At 68.5% G+C, this 18,052-nt stretch carries 16 protein-coding genes and 1 pseudogene; 10 read left to right on the top strand and 7 right to left on the bottom strand.

The window, feature by feature from the left end:
- Positions 1–14: 14 nt before the first annotated feature.
- A complete protein-coding gene (locus tag VN779_RS11320) occupies positions 15–806 on the top strand; it encodes a GAF and ANTAR domain-containing protein (protein ID WP_325722435.1) in 792 nt (263 codons plus the stop codon).
- Here the strand turns inward: VN779_RS11320 and VN779_RS11315 are convergent.
- Together VN779_RS11315 and VN779_RS11310 are read right to left on the bottom strand one after the other, a co-directional pair.
- The gene (locus tag VN779_RS11315; RefSeq protein ID WP_325722434.1) at positions 803–1,528 is read right to left on the bottom strand and encodes a GAF and ANTAR domain-containing protein; all 726 of its coding nucleotides are present in this window, start codon (positions 1,526–1,528) and stop codon (positions 803–805) included. The genes VN779_RS11320 and VN779_RS11315 overlap by 4 nt on opposite strands.
- Before the next feature lie 281 nt (positions 1,529–1,809).
- Positions 1,810–2,934, bottom strand: coding sequence for a 3D domain-containing protein (locus VN779_RS11310; protein ID WP_325722433.1), 1,125 nt, complete (start codon positions 2,932–2,934; stop codon positions 1,810–1,812).
- A gap of 268 nt (positions 2,935–3,202) precedes the next feature.
- Here VN779_RS11310 and VN779_RS11305 point away from each other — a divergent pair, with 268 nt between their 5' ends.
- Positions 3,203–4,210: a hypothetical protein gene (locus VN779_RS11305; protein ID WP_325722432.1), complete on the top strand. Its 1,008-nt coding sequence runs from the start codon at positions 3,203–3,205 to the stop codon at positions 4,208–4,210.
- Between the two features lie 182 nt (positions 4,211–4,392).
- A complete protein-coding gene (locus VN779_RS11300) occupies positions 4,393–4,812 on the top strand; it encodes a CBS domain-containing protein (RefSeq protein WP_325722431.1) in 420 nt (139 codons plus the stop codon).
- 214 nt (positions 4,813–5,026) lie between these two features.
- Here VN779_RS11300 and VN779_RS26655 read toward each other — a convergent pair whose 3' ends face one another.
- The 3 genes from VN779_RS26655 to VN779_RS11290 all read right to left on the bottom strand — a co-directional run bounded on the left by VN779_RS26655 (position 5,027) and on the right by VN779_RS11290 (position 6,717).
- On the bottom strand, positions 5,027–5,314 hold the full coding sequence (locus VN779_RS26655; protein ID WP_414639641.1) for a sigma-70 family RNA polymerase sigma factor: 288 nt from the start codon (positions 5,312–5,314) through the stop codon (positions 5,027–5,029).
- The gene (locus VN779_RS26650) at positions 5,212–5,502 is read right to left on the bottom strand and encodes a sigma factor (RefSeq protein WP_414639640.1); all 291 of its coding nucleotides are present in this window, start codon (positions 5,500–5,502) and stop codon (positions 5,212–5,214) included. The genes VN779_RS26655 and VN779_RS26650 overlap by 103 nt, the downstream gene beginning before the upstream one ends.
- A 144-nt stretch (positions 5,503–5,646) precedes the next feature.
- A complete protein-coding gene (locus tag VN779_RS11290; protein WP_325722429.1) occupies positions 5,647–6,717 on the bottom strand; it encodes a YihY/virulence factor BrkB family protein in 1,071 nt (356 codons plus the stop codon).
- Positions 6,718–6,959: 242 nt separating this feature from the next.
- Between VN779_RS11290 and VN779_RS11285 the strand changes: the two genes are divergently transcribed.
- Positions 6,960–8,456 (top strand): hypothetical protein, encoded by a 1,497-nt coding sequence (locus VN779_RS11285; protein WP_325722428.1) that lies wholly within the window; start codon positions 6,960–6,962, stop codon positions 8,454–8,456.
- 29 nt (positions 8,457–8,485) lie between these two features.
- Here VN779_RS11285 and VN779_RS11280 read toward each other — a convergent pair whose 3' ends face one another.
- Positions 8,486–9,436, bottom strand: a complete 951-nt coding sequence (locus VN779_RS11280; RefSeq protein ID WP_325722427.1) for an ROK family protein — start codon at positions 9,434–9,436, stop codon at positions 8,486–8,488.
- A gap of 291 nt (positions 9,437–9,727) precedes the next feature.
- On the opposite strand from VN779_RS11280, the gene VN779_RS11275 reads away from it, so the two are divergent.
- Complete coding sequence (locus tag VN779_RS11275) at positions 9,728–10,057, top strand: antibiotic biosynthesis monooxygenase family protein (RefSeq protein WP_325722426.1); 330 nt, start codon at positions 9,728–9,730, stop codon at positions 10,055–10,057.
- A 157-nt stretch (positions 10,058–10,214) separates the two neighbouring features.
- On the top strand, positions 10,215–11,717 hold the full coding sequence (locus VN779_RS11270) for a GGDEF domain-containing protein (protein WP_325722425.1): 1,503 nt from the start codon (positions 10,215–10,217) through the stop codon (positions 11,715–11,717).
- A gap of 31 nt (positions 11,718–11,748) precedes the next feature.
- Here VN779_RS11270 and VN779_RS11265 read toward each other — a convergent pair whose 3' ends face one another.
- Complete coding sequence (locus VN779_RS11265) at positions 11,749–13,998, bottom strand: glycoside hydrolase family 36 protein (RefSeq protein ID WP_325722424.1); 2,250 nt, start codon at positions 13,996–13,998, stop codon at positions 11,749–11,751.
- A gap of 231 nt (positions 13,999–14,229) precedes the next feature.
- Between VN779_RS11265 and VN779_RS11260 the strand changes: the two genes are divergently transcribed.
- The 4 genes and pseudogenes from VN779_RS11260 to VN779_RS11245 form a co-directional block, all read left to right on the top strand.
- Positions 14,230–15,237: a LacI family DNA-binding transcriptional regulator gene (locus tag VN779_RS11260; protein ID WP_325722423.1), complete on the top strand. Its 1,008-nt coding sequence runs from the start codon at positions 14,230–14,232 to the stop codon at positions 15,235–15,237.
- Positions 15,234–16,550 carry an extracellular solute-binding protein gene (locus VN779_RS11255; protein ID WP_325722422.1) on the top strand — a complete coding sequence of 439 codons (1,317 nt, stop codon included), beginning with the start codon at positions 15,234–15,236 and terminating at the stop codon, positions 16,548–16,550. The genes VN779_RS11260 and VN779_RS11255 overlap by 4 nt, the downstream gene beginning before the upstream one ends.
- 1 nt (position 16,551) lies before the next feature.
- Complete coding sequence (locus VN779_RS11250; protein WP_325722421.1) at positions 16,552–17,550, top strand: sugar ABC transporter permease; 999 nt, start codon at positions 16,552–16,554, stop codon at positions 17,548–17,550.
- A 5-nt stretch (positions 17,551–17,555) separates the two neighbouring features.
- Positions 17,556–18,052, top strand: a pseudogene (locus VN779_RS11245) (carbohydrate ABC transporter permease); the annotation flags it as partial.

Below are 18,052 nucleotides of genomic sequence, written 5' to 3'. Positions count from 1 at the left end.
AACCGGGCGCCGCAGTGAGCGGGACGAAGGAGGTGGGCATGGGCCGGGATCGGCAGTTGAGCGACGCTTTCGTAGGGTTGGCGGATACGCTCGGCGAGGACTTCGACATGGTCGACTTGTTCGAGCGGCTGGCCGCCCACTGCGTCGCGCTCAGCAGCGCGGACGCCGCCGGCGTGATGATGTCCGACGGACGCGGCCGGCTGCGCGCGATCGCGGCCTCGCAGCAGCGCGCCGCTTTCCTTGAACTCTTTCAGTTGCAGCTCGGCGAGGGTCCGTGCGTCGAGTGCTACCGCTCCGGCGAGTCGGTGATCGCACTGCCGATCGAGGCGCACGAGGAGCAGTGGCCGGAACTCGTCCCCGCTGTGCTCGAAGCGGGGTTCGGCGCGATCGCCACGGTTCCCTTGCGGCTGCGTGACAGCGTGATCGGCGCGGTCAATCTGTTCTACGCGCGTCCGGATCCGTCGACGGATGAGGACCTGCACCTGGCTCAGGCACTGTCCGACGTCGCCGCGTTGTCGATGCTGCGCTGGCCCTCCCCGCAGACCGGGCCGGAGGACATCATCGCCCGGCTTCAGGCCGCCATCACCAACAAGGTGGCGATCGAGCAGGCGAAGGGGGTGCTGGCGCAGTTCGGCGGGATCGAGATCGCGCAGGCGGGTGAGGCGCTGCGCGAGTATGCGCGGGCGCGGCGAACGCGGGTGACTGACGTGGCGCGGGCTGTGGTGCGCCGTACTCTGCCGCCGGAGTCCGTACTCGGCTATTCGGCGGCCGCGCCTCGGCACGTGACCGGGGACGGCGAGCTCTAGGGCAGGTCCTCGCGACGGATCTGATCCGGATTCTGCCCGGTGCGCACAACGTATTCCGCTATGTGCCGCAACTTCACGTTGAGGCGTTGCGAGGTTTGCGCGAGCATGCCGAAAGCGTGCCGCGAGTCGACCCGATGACGTTCCATCAGCACTCCGGTCGCCTCGCCGATCACCTGCCGGCTGATCATCGCGGAGCGCAGTGACGCGATCAACGAGGCCTGATTCAGCGCGGCCGCGGAGTGCGCGGCGTAGATGGACGCCACCTCCACCGCTGCGTCGTCGAACGCGGCTGGCACCGGAGCGTGCAGGTTCAGCGCGGCGGTCCCGCCGTGCTCCGAGGGCAGGCTACACGCGACCATGCTGCCGACGCCGAGGCGCGCGGCCTCCTGCGCGAAGCGGGGCCAGCGCTGTTCGGCGCCCATGTCGTCGATCCGGTACACCACCTCGTGTGCGACCTCCCCCGCTGACATGCAGGGACCTTCGTGGAATCTGGATTGCGCCTGATCCACCTTGATTACCACTTCGTCGGTGTACGCGCGGGTGATCAGCTGCTTGTCGCGGCTCACCACGGTGATACCGGCCGTCTTCGCGCCTTCCACGCTCCGGGCGGCCAGCTCCACGATGTCCTGCAGGGCGCGTTCGACGGACGGCTGGTCGAGTAGGGTGCGCGAGACTTGCGCGAACTTCATGGCGAGTTGCCTCGCACTGCCGTTCGTCGTCATCTTCCGACCTCCGAGCCACCGTTCGTGTTCCGGACGCACGCAGACAGCAGGTTTCTTGCTACCCACAGTAGTGGACCCCATGCAATGCGACGCGGCTAAGAGTGGTCCTCATACAGTGACCGGTGCGAGTGGTGCCGCGCCGAACGCCTTCGAGCGGCTCACCATGACCATTCCGGCCCCGCGACTCGGGCCGGGCGACGAAATGCGGCCCGGGGGTGGCGGCCGCGACCACGAGCCTCCACCCCCGGGACCGGTCCGGTCGGGCGTCTAGCGCTTCGGCGCTAGCAAGGTCCGGTGCTGGACCAGACCGCCCACGAAGATGCGGCGCTCGGTACCGCCCCGGTCGAGTAGTACGTCGCGGTGTAGTTCGTTCCCTGATACGAGACCTTGTTGCCCGGCACGTATGAGGTGTTCGGGTTCCAGGCCGGGGCGCAGCTGCCGCCCGATGACGGCGTCGGGGAAGCAGAGGGCGAGGGCGACTTGCTCGGTGACGAACTCGGCGAGGCGGAGGGTGACGCGCTGGCCGAGGCACTCGCCGAGGCGGATGCCGAGGCCGAGGGGGTGCCGCTCGGAGGGGTGCCGCCGTACGGGTTCGCGATCACGGTGAGCGTCCGGTTCTGCACTCCCCAGCCGTTCGCCTGAGTTCCGGGCAGCCACACATCCACGGTGTCGTTCTGGATCCAGGTGCCGATGTCGATCGCGACGCAATCGCCATATCCGGGAATGTTGAAGTAGGTGCCCCACGGGATCACCCGTGGATCGGTCGCGCAGCCACCGAGTTGGGCGTTGTAGCCGGAAGCGGCCTGGCCGACGTCGTTGTACGAGGTCACCAGCATGTTGATTTTGGTGCCCGCCGGGACGCTGCCGGCCCCGGTGGCGATGGCGCCGTTCGAGCCGAGCCAGTACGGCTGAGAGAGCTGCCCCATCGAGGCGTCACTACCGCTGGTGTCGTACATCGCCACCACGTCGTAATACGCGTTCTGACACGGCGCGGTGTCGGTGACTGTCAGCGGCGTGGTCTGTCCCCAGTAGCTGACGTATCCGATGTCCACGCCGTCGCGCCACACCTTGTACGCGACCGCGTTCGGCACCTTCGCGATGGTGACGGTCACCTGGCCGTCGGCGAGGCTGCCGCTCAGCGTCGGCGCAGCAGGCCTGCCGGTGAAGTTCGCCGCTTGCGCGGTCTGCAACGGCGCGGTCCACGGGGTGACGGAACGGGCCGGCGGGGTGATTCCGGCCGCCCAGAAGGGGCAGGCGGGCAAGGCCGAGGCGGCGGCCGTTCCGGCCGCGTTCGCGGCGCTGAGCGGGACGAGCGCGACGGCCCCGGCGCCCGCGGCGGCCGCCGCGGTGGCGGCGATCCAGTACCGCGCACGCCTGCTGAGGAGTGTCGCCGAGAGGAGGTTCACAGTCGTTCGCGCCTTCTTCGGTCCTGGCCGGGCGGATCCGCGCGGTGAGCGGTCCGGTCCGGCGGGTCGATGGGACTGGGAAAGGCGCCGGCGCCGCGACGTCTGGTGCTGGTGCTGCGGTTTTCAGCAGTGAAGCGCGACGGCCAGGACACGGTCAAGGGTCTAGACCAGTTCTTAAGGTTGGGTACGGAACCCGATAGGGATCCGCCCCGTCCAAGGGCGCGACGGTCCCGAGAGCGGGGCCAGTGATTGAACGGGGCGGATGGACATGAGCATCAATCGTCGGGGGCTCGCGGCATTGGCAGCACTGCTGGCCGGGCTCAGCGCCGGTTGCGCGAGTTCCACGGCGCGGCACGCAAGCGCGATACCACCAGGGCAAGTGGCCACTACCCCGCCCGGCGCGAATACCGGAGTGGGCAACGCATTCATGATGCCGCCTGGAACCGATTGCCCATCCACGTCCCCTGATCCGGCGATCGCCAAGCTGCGCTCCGGGGTAAAGCAGGTCGCGCTGCCGCCGGACTTCCACCCGATCGCCGCCATACGCTGTGAATCCCCGATCCGGATGGTGCCTGGCGACGGCGAGTGGCAGTTCGCTGACGCGCAGCGTGCTGATTCCGGGCTGGCCGGCCTTCTCGCGGATCTGCACCTGCCCTCGCAGACCGGATCACCTGACACTGTGTGCCCAGCGGTGGGGCTGGTCATGGAACCCTTCGCGCTGGTCGACACGAGCGGAAAAGTGATCAGTCCGCTACTACCGACCGCCGTGTGCGGATTCCCGCTGCCACAGGTGACGAACGCGATCAACGCCCTACCTTGGCGCACGGAGACCGAGCAGCGGCTGCACCAGACGCGCACGCAGGCTGAGATCGACACCGGATGCTCGGCGCAATACAAGTACATGTTCGAGCACCCGGTGACCGGCACACCCGAGCCGTGGAGCAAGGTGCGCCGGCCGATGAATCCGGCTCCGGAAACCGTGTGCGTCTACACCATCGAGCCGCCTGCTGCCGGTGACTACATCGCAGTGGGCTCATTCACGCGCGGCGCGAAGCTCACCGCCACGCAGCAAACCGCAATCGCCGCCGAACTCGGAAACGCGAGTCAGACACCCGCGCCCGCCTGCACCGCCAAGGCGACCCGGTTCGCCTCGTTGGAAGGGCCCGGGGCCGGGTTGCTCGTCGAACTCGACGGCTGCAAGCGGATCCGCTGGCCGAACGACTTCATGAGCACCGCACCCACCACGCTGTTGCGGCTCATCATGTCGCTCGGGTAAGAGGCAGATCACGACCGGACTTCTGGCCAATCGGGGCAAATGTGGTGCAGCCACCGTGCAGTTCGCGGGCGTGCGGGTAGCAGGGGCCGCGAGCGGGCGTCATGCGCCCGCGGCAGCAACCGCGGCCACGGACGTGGCAGCGGATCGGCAAGACCGAATCAATAGAGCTAAGAGGAGGTCCCATGGCCCAGCAGGTGCGGGAAATCATGACCAACGCCCCGGTCAGCGTCGAGCCTGGTACTTCGGTGGTGGAGGTCGCGCGGCGGATGCGCGACGAGGACATCGGCGCGGTGCTCGTCACGGAGGGCGAGCGGGTCCGCGGCCTGGTCACCGATCGCGACCTGGTCGTGCGAGTGCTGTGTGAGGGCGGTGACCCGGATCAGCACAGCGTCAAGGAGGCGTGCAGCGCCGAACTGGTCAGCGTCTCCCCCAACGACGAGGTGGGCCGGGCCGTGCAGGTCATGCGCGAGCACTCGGTACGCCGGCTGCCGGTGCTGGAGAACGGCCGGGCGGTCGGCATCGTCTCGCTCGGTGATCTGGCCATCGAGCGCGACCCGGAGTCGGCGCTCGGCGATATCAGCTCCACGAAGGGCAATCGCTGACCCGCCGGCGCTAGGCCGTGTGTAAGAAGTTTCGCCGGGGCCGCGACGCCTGCCACGCACGCTCGCAGCGTTGGCGAAGCCCCGGTGCCGCCAGGCACCTATCGGACACTGCCAGATGCCCCATGAGGACGCTCCGCCGCCTTGCGATCGCACGCGCCAGACGCCGCGGCCTTGTCCGACGCTACTTCTTACCCACGGCCTAGCCGCGGCGCGCTCAACTGAGCGCGCCGCGCAGCCGGGCGAAGATGGCCGCGAGCAGCCGCGAGACGTGCATCTGGGAGTATCCGAGCCGAGCGCCGATCTCGCGCTGGGTCATGTCCTGGAAGTACCGCATCAGCAGAATCTGCCGGTCGCGGTCGTCGAGCGAGGCGATCAGCGGTTTGACCGCGGTGCGGTCGATCACCGACTCAATCCTCGGATCTTCCGCGCCGATGAACTCGACGAGACTGGCCTGGGCCGGCTCTCCTCGGGCCGGTCGGTCGAGCGAGGTGATGCTGTACACGCCCGCCGCGACCAACGCCTCGGCGAGCGGCTGCGCTCGCGGGTGAAGTGATCCGCCGCGGTCCGGATGACCGGGGTCGCGTAACCGAGGAAGCCGGTGCCTCGATCCGGATCGAAGTTGTCCACGGCCTTGACCAGCGCCAGGTACGCGACGGCACGGGGTGGTACGTACCACAAAGGCGCCGGCATCGCCCCAGGCCAGCGAATTGTTACAACGCATCATCCGCCTGTGAACAGTGCGTGATTGGTTTGATTGGGCTATCGGAATCTGACCATATGGCCGGCCGAATCTGACACTGAATCAGTCGGGCTGGGGCGTTCGAAGGGGTTTGATCACCGGTGCGATTCGCGGTCCGCCGACATAGCCGAATCACTGGCTTCGGGCTCGTCAGTGCACTCCGCGTCGAAACAGGACTTGGCGGCGTCTTGAGCGTTCGCGTCCGGCTCGCCGAAGCGGGTTTCGATGTGGATCTCCGGCAGCCGCTGCTCGGCCTGGGCATACGCCCGATACGCGGCCCGGTCCTTGTCGGTCAGCGGTGGCGGGAAGAGGCTGCGCGGCCATAGCCGGCGCGTGCGCACGACGTCGATCTCGGCCGCGTAAATGGTCAGCTGCGCCTGGAGATAGAGCCAGGCGAGCAGGCCGAGCACCAGCCCGAAGATGCCGTAGAGCGAGGAGGAGTGACGCAGTTCGTGCGTCACGAAATATCCGCCGAGGTACTGCAGCGACTGCCAGACGATCGCTGAGATGATCGCGCCGAGCCGCAGCTCGCGCCAGGTGATCTGCGCGGCCGTGGCGACCCGCAGCCCGAGCCAGAACAGCGCGATGTTCAGCGCGAGGGAAATGGCGACGATGCCGATCCGGCTCCACGGCCCGAACACGTGGCCGCCCCAAGCGCTGATGCCGGACAGCGCGGTCGTGACCAGCACGCCGAGGCCGATCACGCCGATCAGCGCGAAGCTGCGCAGCCAGGAGAACGGGAAGCCGGGCCGGGCCCTGCGCGGGACCGCCCAGACCTGGTTCATCGCGTTCTGCACGGCCGAGGCGACGCCGCGCGCGCCGAGGAAGGTGCCGATCAGGCCGATGCTCAGTTCGCCGCTGCCCGTCCCGAGCGAGTGGATGTTGTCGCGTAGCTGCGGCCCGATCACCGGGAACTCGGTCAGCGCGGAGTTGAGCACGTCCTGCTGGAGCTGGTGGTTGCCCGCCAGCACGAAGCCGAGCACGGTCACCAGCACGAGCAGTAGCGGGAATACCGACACGAACGCGTAGTACGCGATCAGCGCGGCCAGGTTCCCGGCCTGGTCGTCCCCGAACTTGCGCCAGACGGCGAGCGGGAACGCCAGCACGGCGTGCCGCTGCTGAAAGCGGTCCACCGCGTCCAGCAGTCTTCCGATCCAACTACCCACTGGCTTCACCCTCCACGGGCACCGATTCGCTCGCCTCATATGCCCGTGTCCTGCGGGGTCATGCTCCGCTACGCTGAACACGCATGCTGCGGCAGTTCGTCCGAGGGGGGCGGGTCGGGGTGGGGGCACCAAGAGCTGCGGGATCGGCGCGAGCGTCAAGAGAACGGCCGGGGCCGGGGGGTGGCGCGGCGCTGAGGTCCGGGCGCAAGACCCGTCTCGGGCAGCGCGAGCTTCAGTCCTCGGTGGCCGGTTTCCTGTTCGCTTGGCTGCTGCTTGCCGGCGCGGTGTTCTTCTTCGCGTGGGCCTGGGTCGCGGCGCAGCCGGCCGATGCGTACCGCTCGGGGCGGATCTGTGCGGCCGACGCCCCAGCGAACGCGCAATGCCGCATCCTCGGGACCGATACCGTGCAGCGCGCCTATCAGAGTCCTAGTTCACGCGGCGGCGAAGCCACCACGACGCTGATCCTGCGCGGCCACGGCAACGTGCCCGGCGGGACGGTCGACGGGCTGATGGCCGCTATCAACGGGCCCGCGCCGAAATCCGGCACCGCGATCTCGGTGGTCGCCTGGCGCGGGACCGTCGTGAGCGCGAACGGCGCCGGCTTCCATGGCGGCTCGAACGCCAACCCGGTCAACGATTTCAACATCGTGTGCCTCGTCGCCCTCATGCTTCTCGTCGCCGGCCTCGGCGTGGTGCAGCTTTCCCGTGGCGCCCGCGATCATGGGCCGCGCGGGAGGTTGCGCAAGGCGAGGCGCAATGGACTGATCCTCGTCGTTCCGGCGGCGATCCTGATGTTGCTGCGCGAACCTCTGTCGACGGTCTTCTTCGCGACCGTCAGCGGACTGTGGATCCTGGCCTGGTGTGCGGCGGCCACTCGGCCGGTGCTGCACCAGATCGGCGCGGAGGCGCGGTCGAAACCACAGCCGGCGACGGTACGCGAGGCAGTGAGCGAGACGGTAAGCGGCGTACGAGCCGCGTGGCAGGCGGCCGCGCCGCGTTCGGACGGCTGTCCGGTCACGCACAACGAGCAGGCGTGGATCGAGGAATCCATGCTCTGGTTCACCACCCAGTTCGGCTACGACCCGGTGCAGCGGCCCACTGTGCTGCCCACGCGCGACTTCTTCCCACTCGCCTATACGGGCTCTGACGAAGACATCAAAGCTCTGGTTCGCGTGATCTGCCCGATGATGGGGCTGTCACCGGATCGGATCACGGTGCGTCTCGTCGGCGAGCCCGCACCCGACCCGGAGATGTACAAGTACGTCGTGCACAGCGAGAGCTATGCGGCCGGCGTCTTCGAGCAGGACGTGGACGGCGCGCGGATCGTGACGCTTGACCGGGCTTCCAGCGCCGATCAGGGACGCATGACGGCGGTCATCGCCCACGAGCTCGGGCATGCGAGGCTCAACGGCGAGAACCGGATCGAGCCCGGCCGAGCCGACATGGAAGCGCTCACCGACCTTTCGACCGTTTTCTTCGGCTTCGGGATCTTCAACGCCAATGCCGCGCGTACCACGACGACGAATGCATCCGGTCAGTCTGTCCAGCGGCTCGGATACCTGGATCAGCGCATGTTCGGGTACGCACTCGCCTGCTACACGCGGATGCGGCACAACCCCGTGCCGAAGTGGCAGTCGTATCTCGCTGCGCCGCCACGCGAATACCTGAACAAGGGCAGCGCGTACCTTCAGAAGGTCGCGCCGTACGGCGGCTTCCCGACACAGAAGCAGAACACGTAGATCACCCCGGACTCAGGGCGGCGGCGCGGCTACGCGGCAGCGCTGCCGAGCGCCGCGCGAGCCAAGTGCGCCGCGCCGATCAGGCCAGCATCAGTACCCTGCTGTGCAGGCACGACGACCAGGCTGCTGGTGAACGGGAGCGCCGCGTACTCCTTGAGGTGTCGCCGCAGCGGGTCAAGCAGCAGGTCTCCGGCCTTTGCGACGCCTCCGCCGACGACCACGGCGTCGATCTCGACCAGCGCCGCGGTGGCCGCGACCCCGGCGGCGAGAGCGCGGGCGGCTCGGTCGAACGCGGCGAGCGCCGCCGGGTCGCCTGCCTGCGCCGCTTCCGCCGCCGCTTTGGCGGACCGGTCGCCTTGCGGCGGCTGCCAGCCCTCGCTGATCGCCCGGCGCGCGATGGCCGGACCACTGGCCATCGTCTCGACGCAGCCACGGCCGCCGCAGGGGCACGGGTCGCCGTCCACGGCCACGCTCAGGTGACCGATGTGACCGGCGTTTCCGGTCGGGCCGGGGTAGACCTCGCCGCCAAGGATCAAGCCGCCGCCGACCCCGGTCGATACCGTCATGCACAAGGCGTTGGCATAGGGCTGTGCCGCGCCGAGCCAGTGTTCCGCTGCCGCGAGCGCCACCCCGTCACCGCCGAGTACTATCGGTCGCCCGCCGACTGCCGGAAGCGCGCGCACCCGTTCGACCAGCGGAAAGTCACGCCACGCCGCGATGTTCACCGGTGAGACGCTGCCGCGGCTGATGTCTACCGGCCCGGCGCTGCCGATGCCGACCGCCGCCACCCGCTCCCACTCGGGCCCCGAAGAGACCGCGTCGACGACCTGTGCGACCGCGGCCATCACCTCGTCGGCCGGCCGGGTCGCGCGAGTGTCCGCAACGAAGTACCTTGATATGGCGCCGGCCGGGTCGACGAGGGCACCGGCGATCTTCGTGCCGCCGATGTCGATCGCGGCCACCAGGCTGGGGACATTCATCCGGTTCGCGGGCTCCTTGCGACGCCCGGGATCGGCGGGGCGCTGATCGCAACGTACACGAGGATGCCCGCCATCGCGACGATCAGCTCCGGCTGAGCTGGCCGCGGCGCTGGAAGCGGGGAAAGCCAGAGAGTTGTGAACCCGAACGTTCTGGCTGTGAACCAGAAACGCACAGACCGCGGAAGGCACCGGACCGCCTTCGCCATGATCGACCCCGTCCATCAGAGGCCAGGAGCTACGCTAACGTCGCCCTCGGAAAATCAGCCTGCTATCGCGATCCCGGAGCGCACCATGCCCGCTGCAGAACTCGCCGTCGTCGAACACGCCGAGCTCACCATCACCCCGGGACGCGAGGCAGAGTTCGAGCTGGCGTTCCCGCGCGGTGAGCAGGCCCTCGCCAAGTCTCACGGCTACCGCTGGAGCCGCCTCATCCGCCAGGTGGAGAACCCGAGCACCTACCTGCTGCTCGTCGGCTGGGCGTCGTTTGAGGCGCACATGACCGAGTTCCGCAGCTCCGAGCTGTTCCAGCAGTGGCGCAGCGCCGTGGGCGAGTTCTTCGCCGCGCCCCCGGTGGTCACCCACTTCGGCGCCCTGGACCTCTCCTCCGGCCAGGTCATGTAACCCGTTCGCACCCTCAGCTGCCTGTACGAGCCGCACGCCGCGCCGCGCGCACGATGCGCGCCGTCTCGCGCGGGGCAGCTTGCAGTTTCATGACATCTAGATCCAATTCGCGGCGAAAGTGTGCCGAATCGGGGGCTTTCGCCTTACTGTTGTGCCCGTGAGCACGCGCGATGCCGTGTGGTCCGGCCGTGAACGCAGCTCAGAGCGGTACCACGGCCGGCGTCACGCTGCGCGGCGGCAGTCCGTTCGTGGCCGGGCCGTGTACCTGTACGCGCTCGCGCTCGTCTTACTCATCGTCGTGTATCCGTGGCTGGGTGGCACGCCGCGCATGTTCGCCTTCTCGGCCGTCGCGCTCGCGAGCGTTCCGGCTGGGCTCATCGGGCTACGCCGGGCCGAGTCGACAGAGCGAGCCCCGTGGCGGCTCCTGCTGATGGCCTTGATCAGCCTGAACGCCGGAAACGCGGCCTGGTACTGGTATGTGCGGACCCGGCACGTACTGAGCGCCGACGGGACGATTGCCACGGTGTTCAGCACGCTCGGGTTCGTGTTCCTGCTGGCCGCGGCGACCGCGTTGATAGTGCGGCGCGGTCGAGAGGACGCCGGTGGCCTGACCGACGCGGCGATCGTGGCGATGGCCTCCGCGGGTCTGCTCTGGGACATGCTGATCCTTCCGCACATGCAGGCAGTGCACGTGCGGACGGTCACCCAGGTGTCCATTTGCGTCGTCGTGTTCATGCTCAGCGGCGTGCTCGGCGCCTTGGCCCGGCTCCTGCACACCGCGCGCCGGTTCATTCCGGCGCTGTGGCTGCTGGTCGTGGCGCTGGCGACCTCACTGACCGGGAATGTCGCGATCGCGGTCCTGGCAGATCCGACCGGGGCACGGCCGCTGTGGACCGATCAGGCGTTCATGGGCGCTTACGGCGCGCTCGCGCTGTTCGGCATCGAGCTGTCCGCGAATGAACTGTTGCGACCGGCTCCCGCGGCGGCCGACGGGCTGTCGACCGGCCGACTGGTGTTTCTCGGCGCGGCGCTGGCCGCGGTTCCGATCGCGGGCGGTGGACGGCAGTTACTCGGCCGGCCGGTTGACGGGGTGCTGCTGACGATCGGTGCGCTGACGCTTACGCCGCTGGTGATGACGCGTATCGGCGGCCTTTACGCACAGCGGGCACGCGCCGAACGCGCGCTGCTCTATCAGGCCACACACGATGCGCTGACCGGACTGCCGAACCGGCGCGAGTTCACCACGCGGCTGATTCGCGAGGCGCACGCGGGCCGGCAGCTGGTCATTCTCTTCTGCGACCTGGATGGCTTCAAGGAGATCAACGACCGGTTCGGCCACGCCGCCGGCGACCGCGTGCTGGTCGAGGTCGCGGACCGGTTGCGCCGCTGCATGCGGGCAAGCGACGAGCCGTGCCGGTACGGCGGCGACGAATTCCTCGTGCTGTGCGCGGACGCTTCCCCGGACACGGCCGTCGACCTATGCGATCGGATCGTGCTCGCCCTCGAACCGTTCATCCAGGTCGACGGCGAGCCGATCGTGGTCAGCGCGAGCATCGGCGCGGTGACCGGTACGGGCGCGGATGATCCGCAGGAGCTGATCCGGCGCGCGGACGAGGCGATGTACGCGGCGAAGCAGGAGCGGCACAAGCGCGTGGGCTAGCCGGCGTAGCGCGGCCGCGCCGGATTGCCGGTCAGCCGGAGTCGGAGCAGTCGACGTCTCGGTGTGTCAGGGATATGAGACGCGCGGTGCCGGGTCGGGGCAAGCGCACGGTGAGTTCGCCGCGATCTGAATTCCAGGTGAGATCGGTGTCCGTGGTCGCGGGGAACAGCGTGCGCGGGAGCACGTCGTGGCCGCGCAGATGCGGCACGGCCAGAGTTTGCTCGGCCCCTGATTCGCCTCCCCGATACCAGACCGTGAGGTACGTCGCGGACGTGGCGCGCTGCCCGAGTGCGACCCACTCGTCGGTCCAACCGGGCAGGCCGAGCGGCCAGAACGGGTCCGAGCGCGGTATGTCGGCGCGAATCTCCTTGTAAACCTCGACCGCCTCGGCGACCAGCGCGCGTTGCTCGGCGCTCATCCGGTTCAAGTATCCGGAAAGGTGAATCCGGCCCAGGAGCGCGCCGGCGAGCGTGAAAGCATTGAGGTTGTCATCGAAGTCAGGCTGCGGATATGCCCAGGTGGCCGCCTGCTCGGGGGTCATCGCGGCTGGCGCGGCGGCCGCGATCGGCGGGTAGCGCAAGGGATCTTGCTGATCGCTGGTGGATTGCAGCTGAAGCCGGGCCAGCAGCGCGTAGTCGCTGCGCATGCCGCCGGAGGAACAGTTCTCCAGGATGAGCCCCGGATGCCGGTCGAGCACCCCGTCCAGCCACGCCAGGTAAGCACGCTGATGCCCAAGCAGACCAGAGCCGGCACTACCGCCCAGGTCGGTACCCGGGCCGGGATTGATGTTGTAGTCCAGCTTGAAGTAGCCGACGCCGTAGTCCGCGACGAGCCGGTCCACGACCTGGTCCAGGTGGGCGAGAGCGGCCGGGTGCCGCAGGTCCAGCTGGTAGCGCGAGCTCTCCGCGACGCGGATTCCGTCGCGCTGGAAGAACGCCTCGTCGGGCAGCAGCGCCGCGACGGGGCTGCGCAGGCCGATGACCTCCGGTTCAAGCCAGAGCCCTGGCACCATGCCCGCGGCGTGGATGCGGTCGGTGGTCTTGGCGAGGCCGTCGGGGAATCGTGACTTCGACTCCTGCCACTCCCCCACGCTGTCCCACCACCCGGCCGCATCGTCGTACCAGCCGGCGTCGATGACGAAAACCTCGGCCCCCACCGCGGCCGCGGCATCGATGAGCGGCGCCAGTTTCTCCGCGGTCGGATCGCCCATCAGGGTATTCATGTAGTCGTTGAAGATGACCGGCAGCGCGATGTGGTCGGGGTGCGAGCGGCGCAGCGCTCGACGATATGCGGTCAGCTCGCCAATCCCGGCCGAGAAACCGCCGTCGGCCGTGCCCGGCGCAGCAGCTTCGCCGAGGGCGATCGCGGCGGGGACGGTGGTGAAATCCTCACCCGGTTCGAGCGGTCGCCGCCAGTGGTGGTCGGCGTCGGTGGGCCCGAGCAGCGCGAGATACGCGGCGCCGCAGTGCTCGCCGACCTCCCAGCGCCACCCGGCGCTGCTCTCCACCTGCCAGGTCAGTGCTCTGCCTGAACCGCGGTCGACGAGCGCGCCCATCGGGAGGTGGCGACCGCTGGACCAGGTCCCCCGACTGGTGCGTGCGAAGCTGCCGCGGGAATCCTGGTGATGCCTAAACTGATCGATATCGACGAGCAGTTCGCGCACCGGACGGCTCTGCCACCGGTTTTCCGCCAGCCATTCGTTGTCGGCCCAGTGCAGGTCGAGACCGGTGAGCGGATCCACGTCTTCGGCGAGGCCGGACGCGCTGGCGCTCTCGGTGAACGCCGACCCGACCAGGCCCGCGACGACCAGAGACGTCACCGATTCGAGGACCAGCCGCCGATTGCCCTCGTTCGCGAGCCGGACCTCGGCCTGAACGGCGGCCACGCCTTCCGGTGAACGGAATCGGACCTGCGCGGTCAGTCCGGACTCGGGATCGGCCAGGTCGACCTGCAGCCGCGTCCAGCCGTTCTCCTTACTTTCCGCGTGACCCTGATAAAGCAGCCGCGCGCCGGCGTTCGAGTAGATGCTGCGGTCACTGGACCGATGGCCACCGGACCCGGTCAGCTGCACGTCCACCAGCGGCAGCCAGAGCGGCGCGTTGTACTCGCCGGTGCGGCCGGGGATCTCGTCCAGGGCGGTCAACGGCTGCTCGTTCAGCTCCAGGCCGGCGAGACGCACCACCCCGTCCGATCCGATACGGAATTGAAACCTGAGGCCCGCACTGCCCCACGTAAAGCTGCTGACCTGGGTTTTCGCCGGGCTGGCCGGGGCCTGGGGCACGGTTGACTCCTAGCTGCTGCCGCGTCGCGACCAGCGGGCCGAGCCTACTGCGCGCACGCCGACAGCGCGTCGCGCACTCGTTTCGCAGGTCTTGACAGGGAATATGTGACCGTTCACAATCCTGGCATGTCTGTGACCGGTCACACAAGCCCCAAGCCAACCGCACCCGCCTCGGCGGATGCGGCGGGCGGCCCTTCCCGCCAGCGCTCCCGCTCCGTGAGCATCCGGGACGTGGCGAAGGTCGCGGGGGTCTCGTACCAGACGGTCTCGCGCGTGATCAACGGCAACTCGTACGTGCGCGACTCGACTCGGGACCGGGTGCAGGCCGCCATCGCCGAACTCGGTTTCCGGCCGAACTCGGCGGCGCGCGCGCTGGCCAGCGGCGAGAACAAGTCGCTGACCGTGATCACCTCGAACACCACCCTGTACGGCTACGCGGCCACCCTGCAGGGCATCGAGGAAGCCGCCCGCGCCGCCGATTTCTCGGTCGGTATCAGCGTTCTCGAATCCTCCGACGAGAACGATGTGCGCGCCGCCGTCGATCGGGCCGCCGACTCAAGCGGCTCGGTCATCGTCATCGCGTTCGACCACGTCGGAACCCTTGCCCTGCGAGCGGTTCCGGACGGGCTGCCGGTGGCCGCCGCGGTGGAAACGCCCGAGACGCCGCCGGTCGCCGGACAGCCGTGGGTGTGGATCGACGACGGGGAGGCGGCGCGGTCCGCAACCCGCTACCTGCTCGACCTCGGCCACTCCACGGTGCACTACGTCGCCATCCCCTCCACCACACACACCAGCCGCCGTACCGCAGGATGGCAGGCCGCCCTCGCGGCGGCAGGCGTGACCGCGCCCGAACCAGTGGGCGCGGGCTGGGACGCACTGGCCGGTTACCAGGCGGGCCGCAGGCTCGCCCGCGACCGCGCGGTGAGCGCCATCCTCTGCGGCAACGACGACCTCGCACTCGGCGTGATCCGCGCGATGCACGAGGCCGGACGCAGCATCCCGGAGAGCGTGAGCGTCGTCGGGTTCGACAACGCCCCGCAATCAGCCTTCTACACCCCCTCGCTCACCACTGTGCGCATGGACTTCGTCGGGCTCGGCCGAGCCTGCTTCTCCATGTTGCACGGCGAGATCGAGGGAACCGCCCCGATCGTGCCCCACACGGTCGGCCGGCCCGAGCTCATCGTGCGGGAGAGCGCGGGCTCCTTCAACCCTCATCCGACGGAAAGCAGACTTCGATGAAGAAGGTTCTGACCGGCGCGGCGCTCGGCTGCGCCCTGGCCCTCAGCGCGGCCGCCTGCTCCAACCCGAGCAGCGGCGGCTCGGCCGCTCCGGCCGCCTCCGGCTCCCTCAACGCGACCGGCTCGCTCAAGGGCGTGACGCTCAACTTCTGGACCGCGCAGAACAGCGTCGGCGAGCCGAAGCAAGTGATATCGGCCTTTGAGAAGGCGACCGGCGCAACCGTGAACACCGTGGTCGTCCCGGACCCGTACGAATCGAACTTCCCGACCAAGCTGGCCTCGGGCGAGAAGCCGGACCTGGCCTTCTGGCAGCCGACGCAGTCCACGCTGCCGTTCATCAACCCGGCGCAGAACCTGCTGACTCTCGACAACGAGCCGTGGGTCAAGCTGCTCGGGACCACCGAGCAGTCTCTCGGCCAGGTGGACGGACACCGCTACGCCGCCGTGGTCACCTCGCCGGCGGTGCTCGGCGTGTACTACAACAAGGCCGACTTCGCGCAGGCCGGCATCACCGCCATGCCGAAGAGCTATGACGAGCTGCTGGCCGACGCGAAACTGATCAAGCAGAAGGACGCGGGCGTGGCCCCGTTCTTCGAGGTCGGCGGAGACAAGTGGCCGTTGCAGTGGCAGGTCCAGCTACAGATGACCGATCTGCCGGCCTCGTTCTGGACCGCGCTCAACGCGAACAAGGACTCCTGGACCAATCCCGGCGTTGTTAGCGCTATCACGAAGTACAAGACCCAGGTCCTCGACGGCGGTCTGGCGCAGGCCAACTACAAGACCGGCACCTTCCCGGATCAGGGCACCGCGATCATGAAGGGCACCGCCGCGATGGCGGTGAACGTCACCTCGCTCCAGTCGGAGATCCAGGCCTCGAACTCCACCGCGCAGATGGACCAGGCGCTCGGCTGGTTCCCGATCGCGAACTCCGCCGCGCAGGCCGAGTACTCCCCCGACCAGACCAACGGCGTCGTGGCGTTCAACACCGGTGACACGGCGAAGGAGAACGCGGCCAGGCAGTTCATCGACTTCTGGCTGACCACCGACTACAAGGACTACATCACCTCGCAGAAGGTGGTCTCGGTGGAGCCCTCGGTGCCGAACCCGGACGGCCTGCCGCAGACCGCGATCGCTCAGGCACAGGCGCTGCCGACGGCGACCGGCGTGTTCCAGGTCAAGGCTCTGACAGCGCCGGACATGCACCTGGCGCTCGCCGACATGATCTACGGCACCAAGACCCCGCAGCAGGTGGCGCAGGCCTGTGAGGACCAGTTCGTCCAGGTGCTCAAGGCACGCGGCGTGGCCGGATTCTGATATGCGGGAGACGACCGTGCTTGACGCGGCGAAGAACGCCGCGTCGGGACGGGAAGCCGGGGCGTCCCAGGGGACGTCCCGGCTGCGCAGGCGCGGCGGCCAGCAGTTCGCCACGCGGCGTGGTGGCGCGAAGCGACGGACACAGCACCCGTGGTGGTTCGCGTTGCCCGCGCTCGCCGTCTTCGCAGCGTTCTTCCTCGTTCCCAATCTGCTGAACTTCTTCTATCCGTTCACCAACTGGTCCGCGTTCCACTCCTCGATCTCGTTCACCGGCCTGTCGAACTTCCGCACCATCGCGCACGACGGCTCACTTCAACTCGCGCTGCGCACGACGCTCGAATATGCGGTGGGCGTGGCGATCTTCCAGAACGGCTTCGGGCTGATGCTGGCGCTGCTGCTGGAGAAGGACACCCGGTTCAACCGGTTCTTCCGCGCGGTGTTCTTCCTGCCGGTGCTGCTGTCCGCGCTCGCGGTCGGTTACGTGTTCCAGGCGCTGCTCAACCAGGACGGCGCGGTCAACGCCCTGCTTTCCGACCTGACCGGCACGCATGTGGACATCGCCTGGCTCGGTTCGACCACGTGGACGCTGGTGTTGCTGACGATCATCCATGGCTGGAAGTGGATGGGCCTGGCGATGCTGGTGTACCTGGCCGGACTGAAGTCGATTCCGGGCGACGTGACCGAGGCGGCGGCGCTCGACGGCGCGAGCGCGTGGCGCGCGTTCTGGTCGATCCGCTTCCCGATGCTGGCCCCGGCGCTGACCTTCAACGTGACCACAGCCCTGATCGGGTCGATGAACACCTTCGACATCGTGCAGGCCACCACGAAGGGCGGCCCGGCGGACTCGACCCAGGTATTCAACATCTATATGTTCCGTATTTTCGGCGAGGGGCTGTACGCTCAGGCCTCCGCGATGAGCCTGGTGCTGTTCGCCGTCGTGGTCATCATCGCGATCCCGGTGATTCTGGGGATGCGGCGCAGAGAGCGGGTGCTGCTGTGAGAGCCATGAGTTACCGGACGCTGCGGCCCGCGCTGGTCGTCGCGATGGCGCTGGTGTTCATCGGCGTGCCGCTGTGGCTGGTGCTGGTCACCTCGGCCAAGCCGCAGGGCGAGGCGATCAAGCCGAACCTCGCGCTGCCGCAGCACTGGCAGCCCGCGACCAACTACCGCGCCACCTTCGACCAGGGCCAGATGGTGCGCGGCTTCGTCAACAGCGTGCTCGTGGTGGTCCCGTCCGTGGTCCTGGTGTTGCTGCTCGGCGCCGGCGCCGCTTGGGTGTTCGCGCGCCGCTCCGGCCGGCTGGTTTCGGCGGCCTACGCGTTGAGCATCAGTGGTCTGCTGCTGCCGCCCGCGGTCATCACGATCGTGATGGAGCTGCGGCAGCTCGGCCTGGCCAACACCCGGCCCGGGATGATCGCGGTGTACACCGGGATGTACCTGTCCACGGCGATCTTCTTCATGACCGGCTTCATCAGAACACTGCCGTTCGAGCTGGAGGAAGC

It is taken from the genome of Actinocrinis sp. (genome assembly GCF_035605935.1).
GTDB lineage: Bacteria > Actinomycetota > Actinomycetes > Streptomycetales > Catenulisporaceae > Actinocrinis.
The sequence above is the reverse complement of the archived record's forward strand: the minus strand, read 5'-3'. Positions and strand labels throughout refer to the sequence as shown.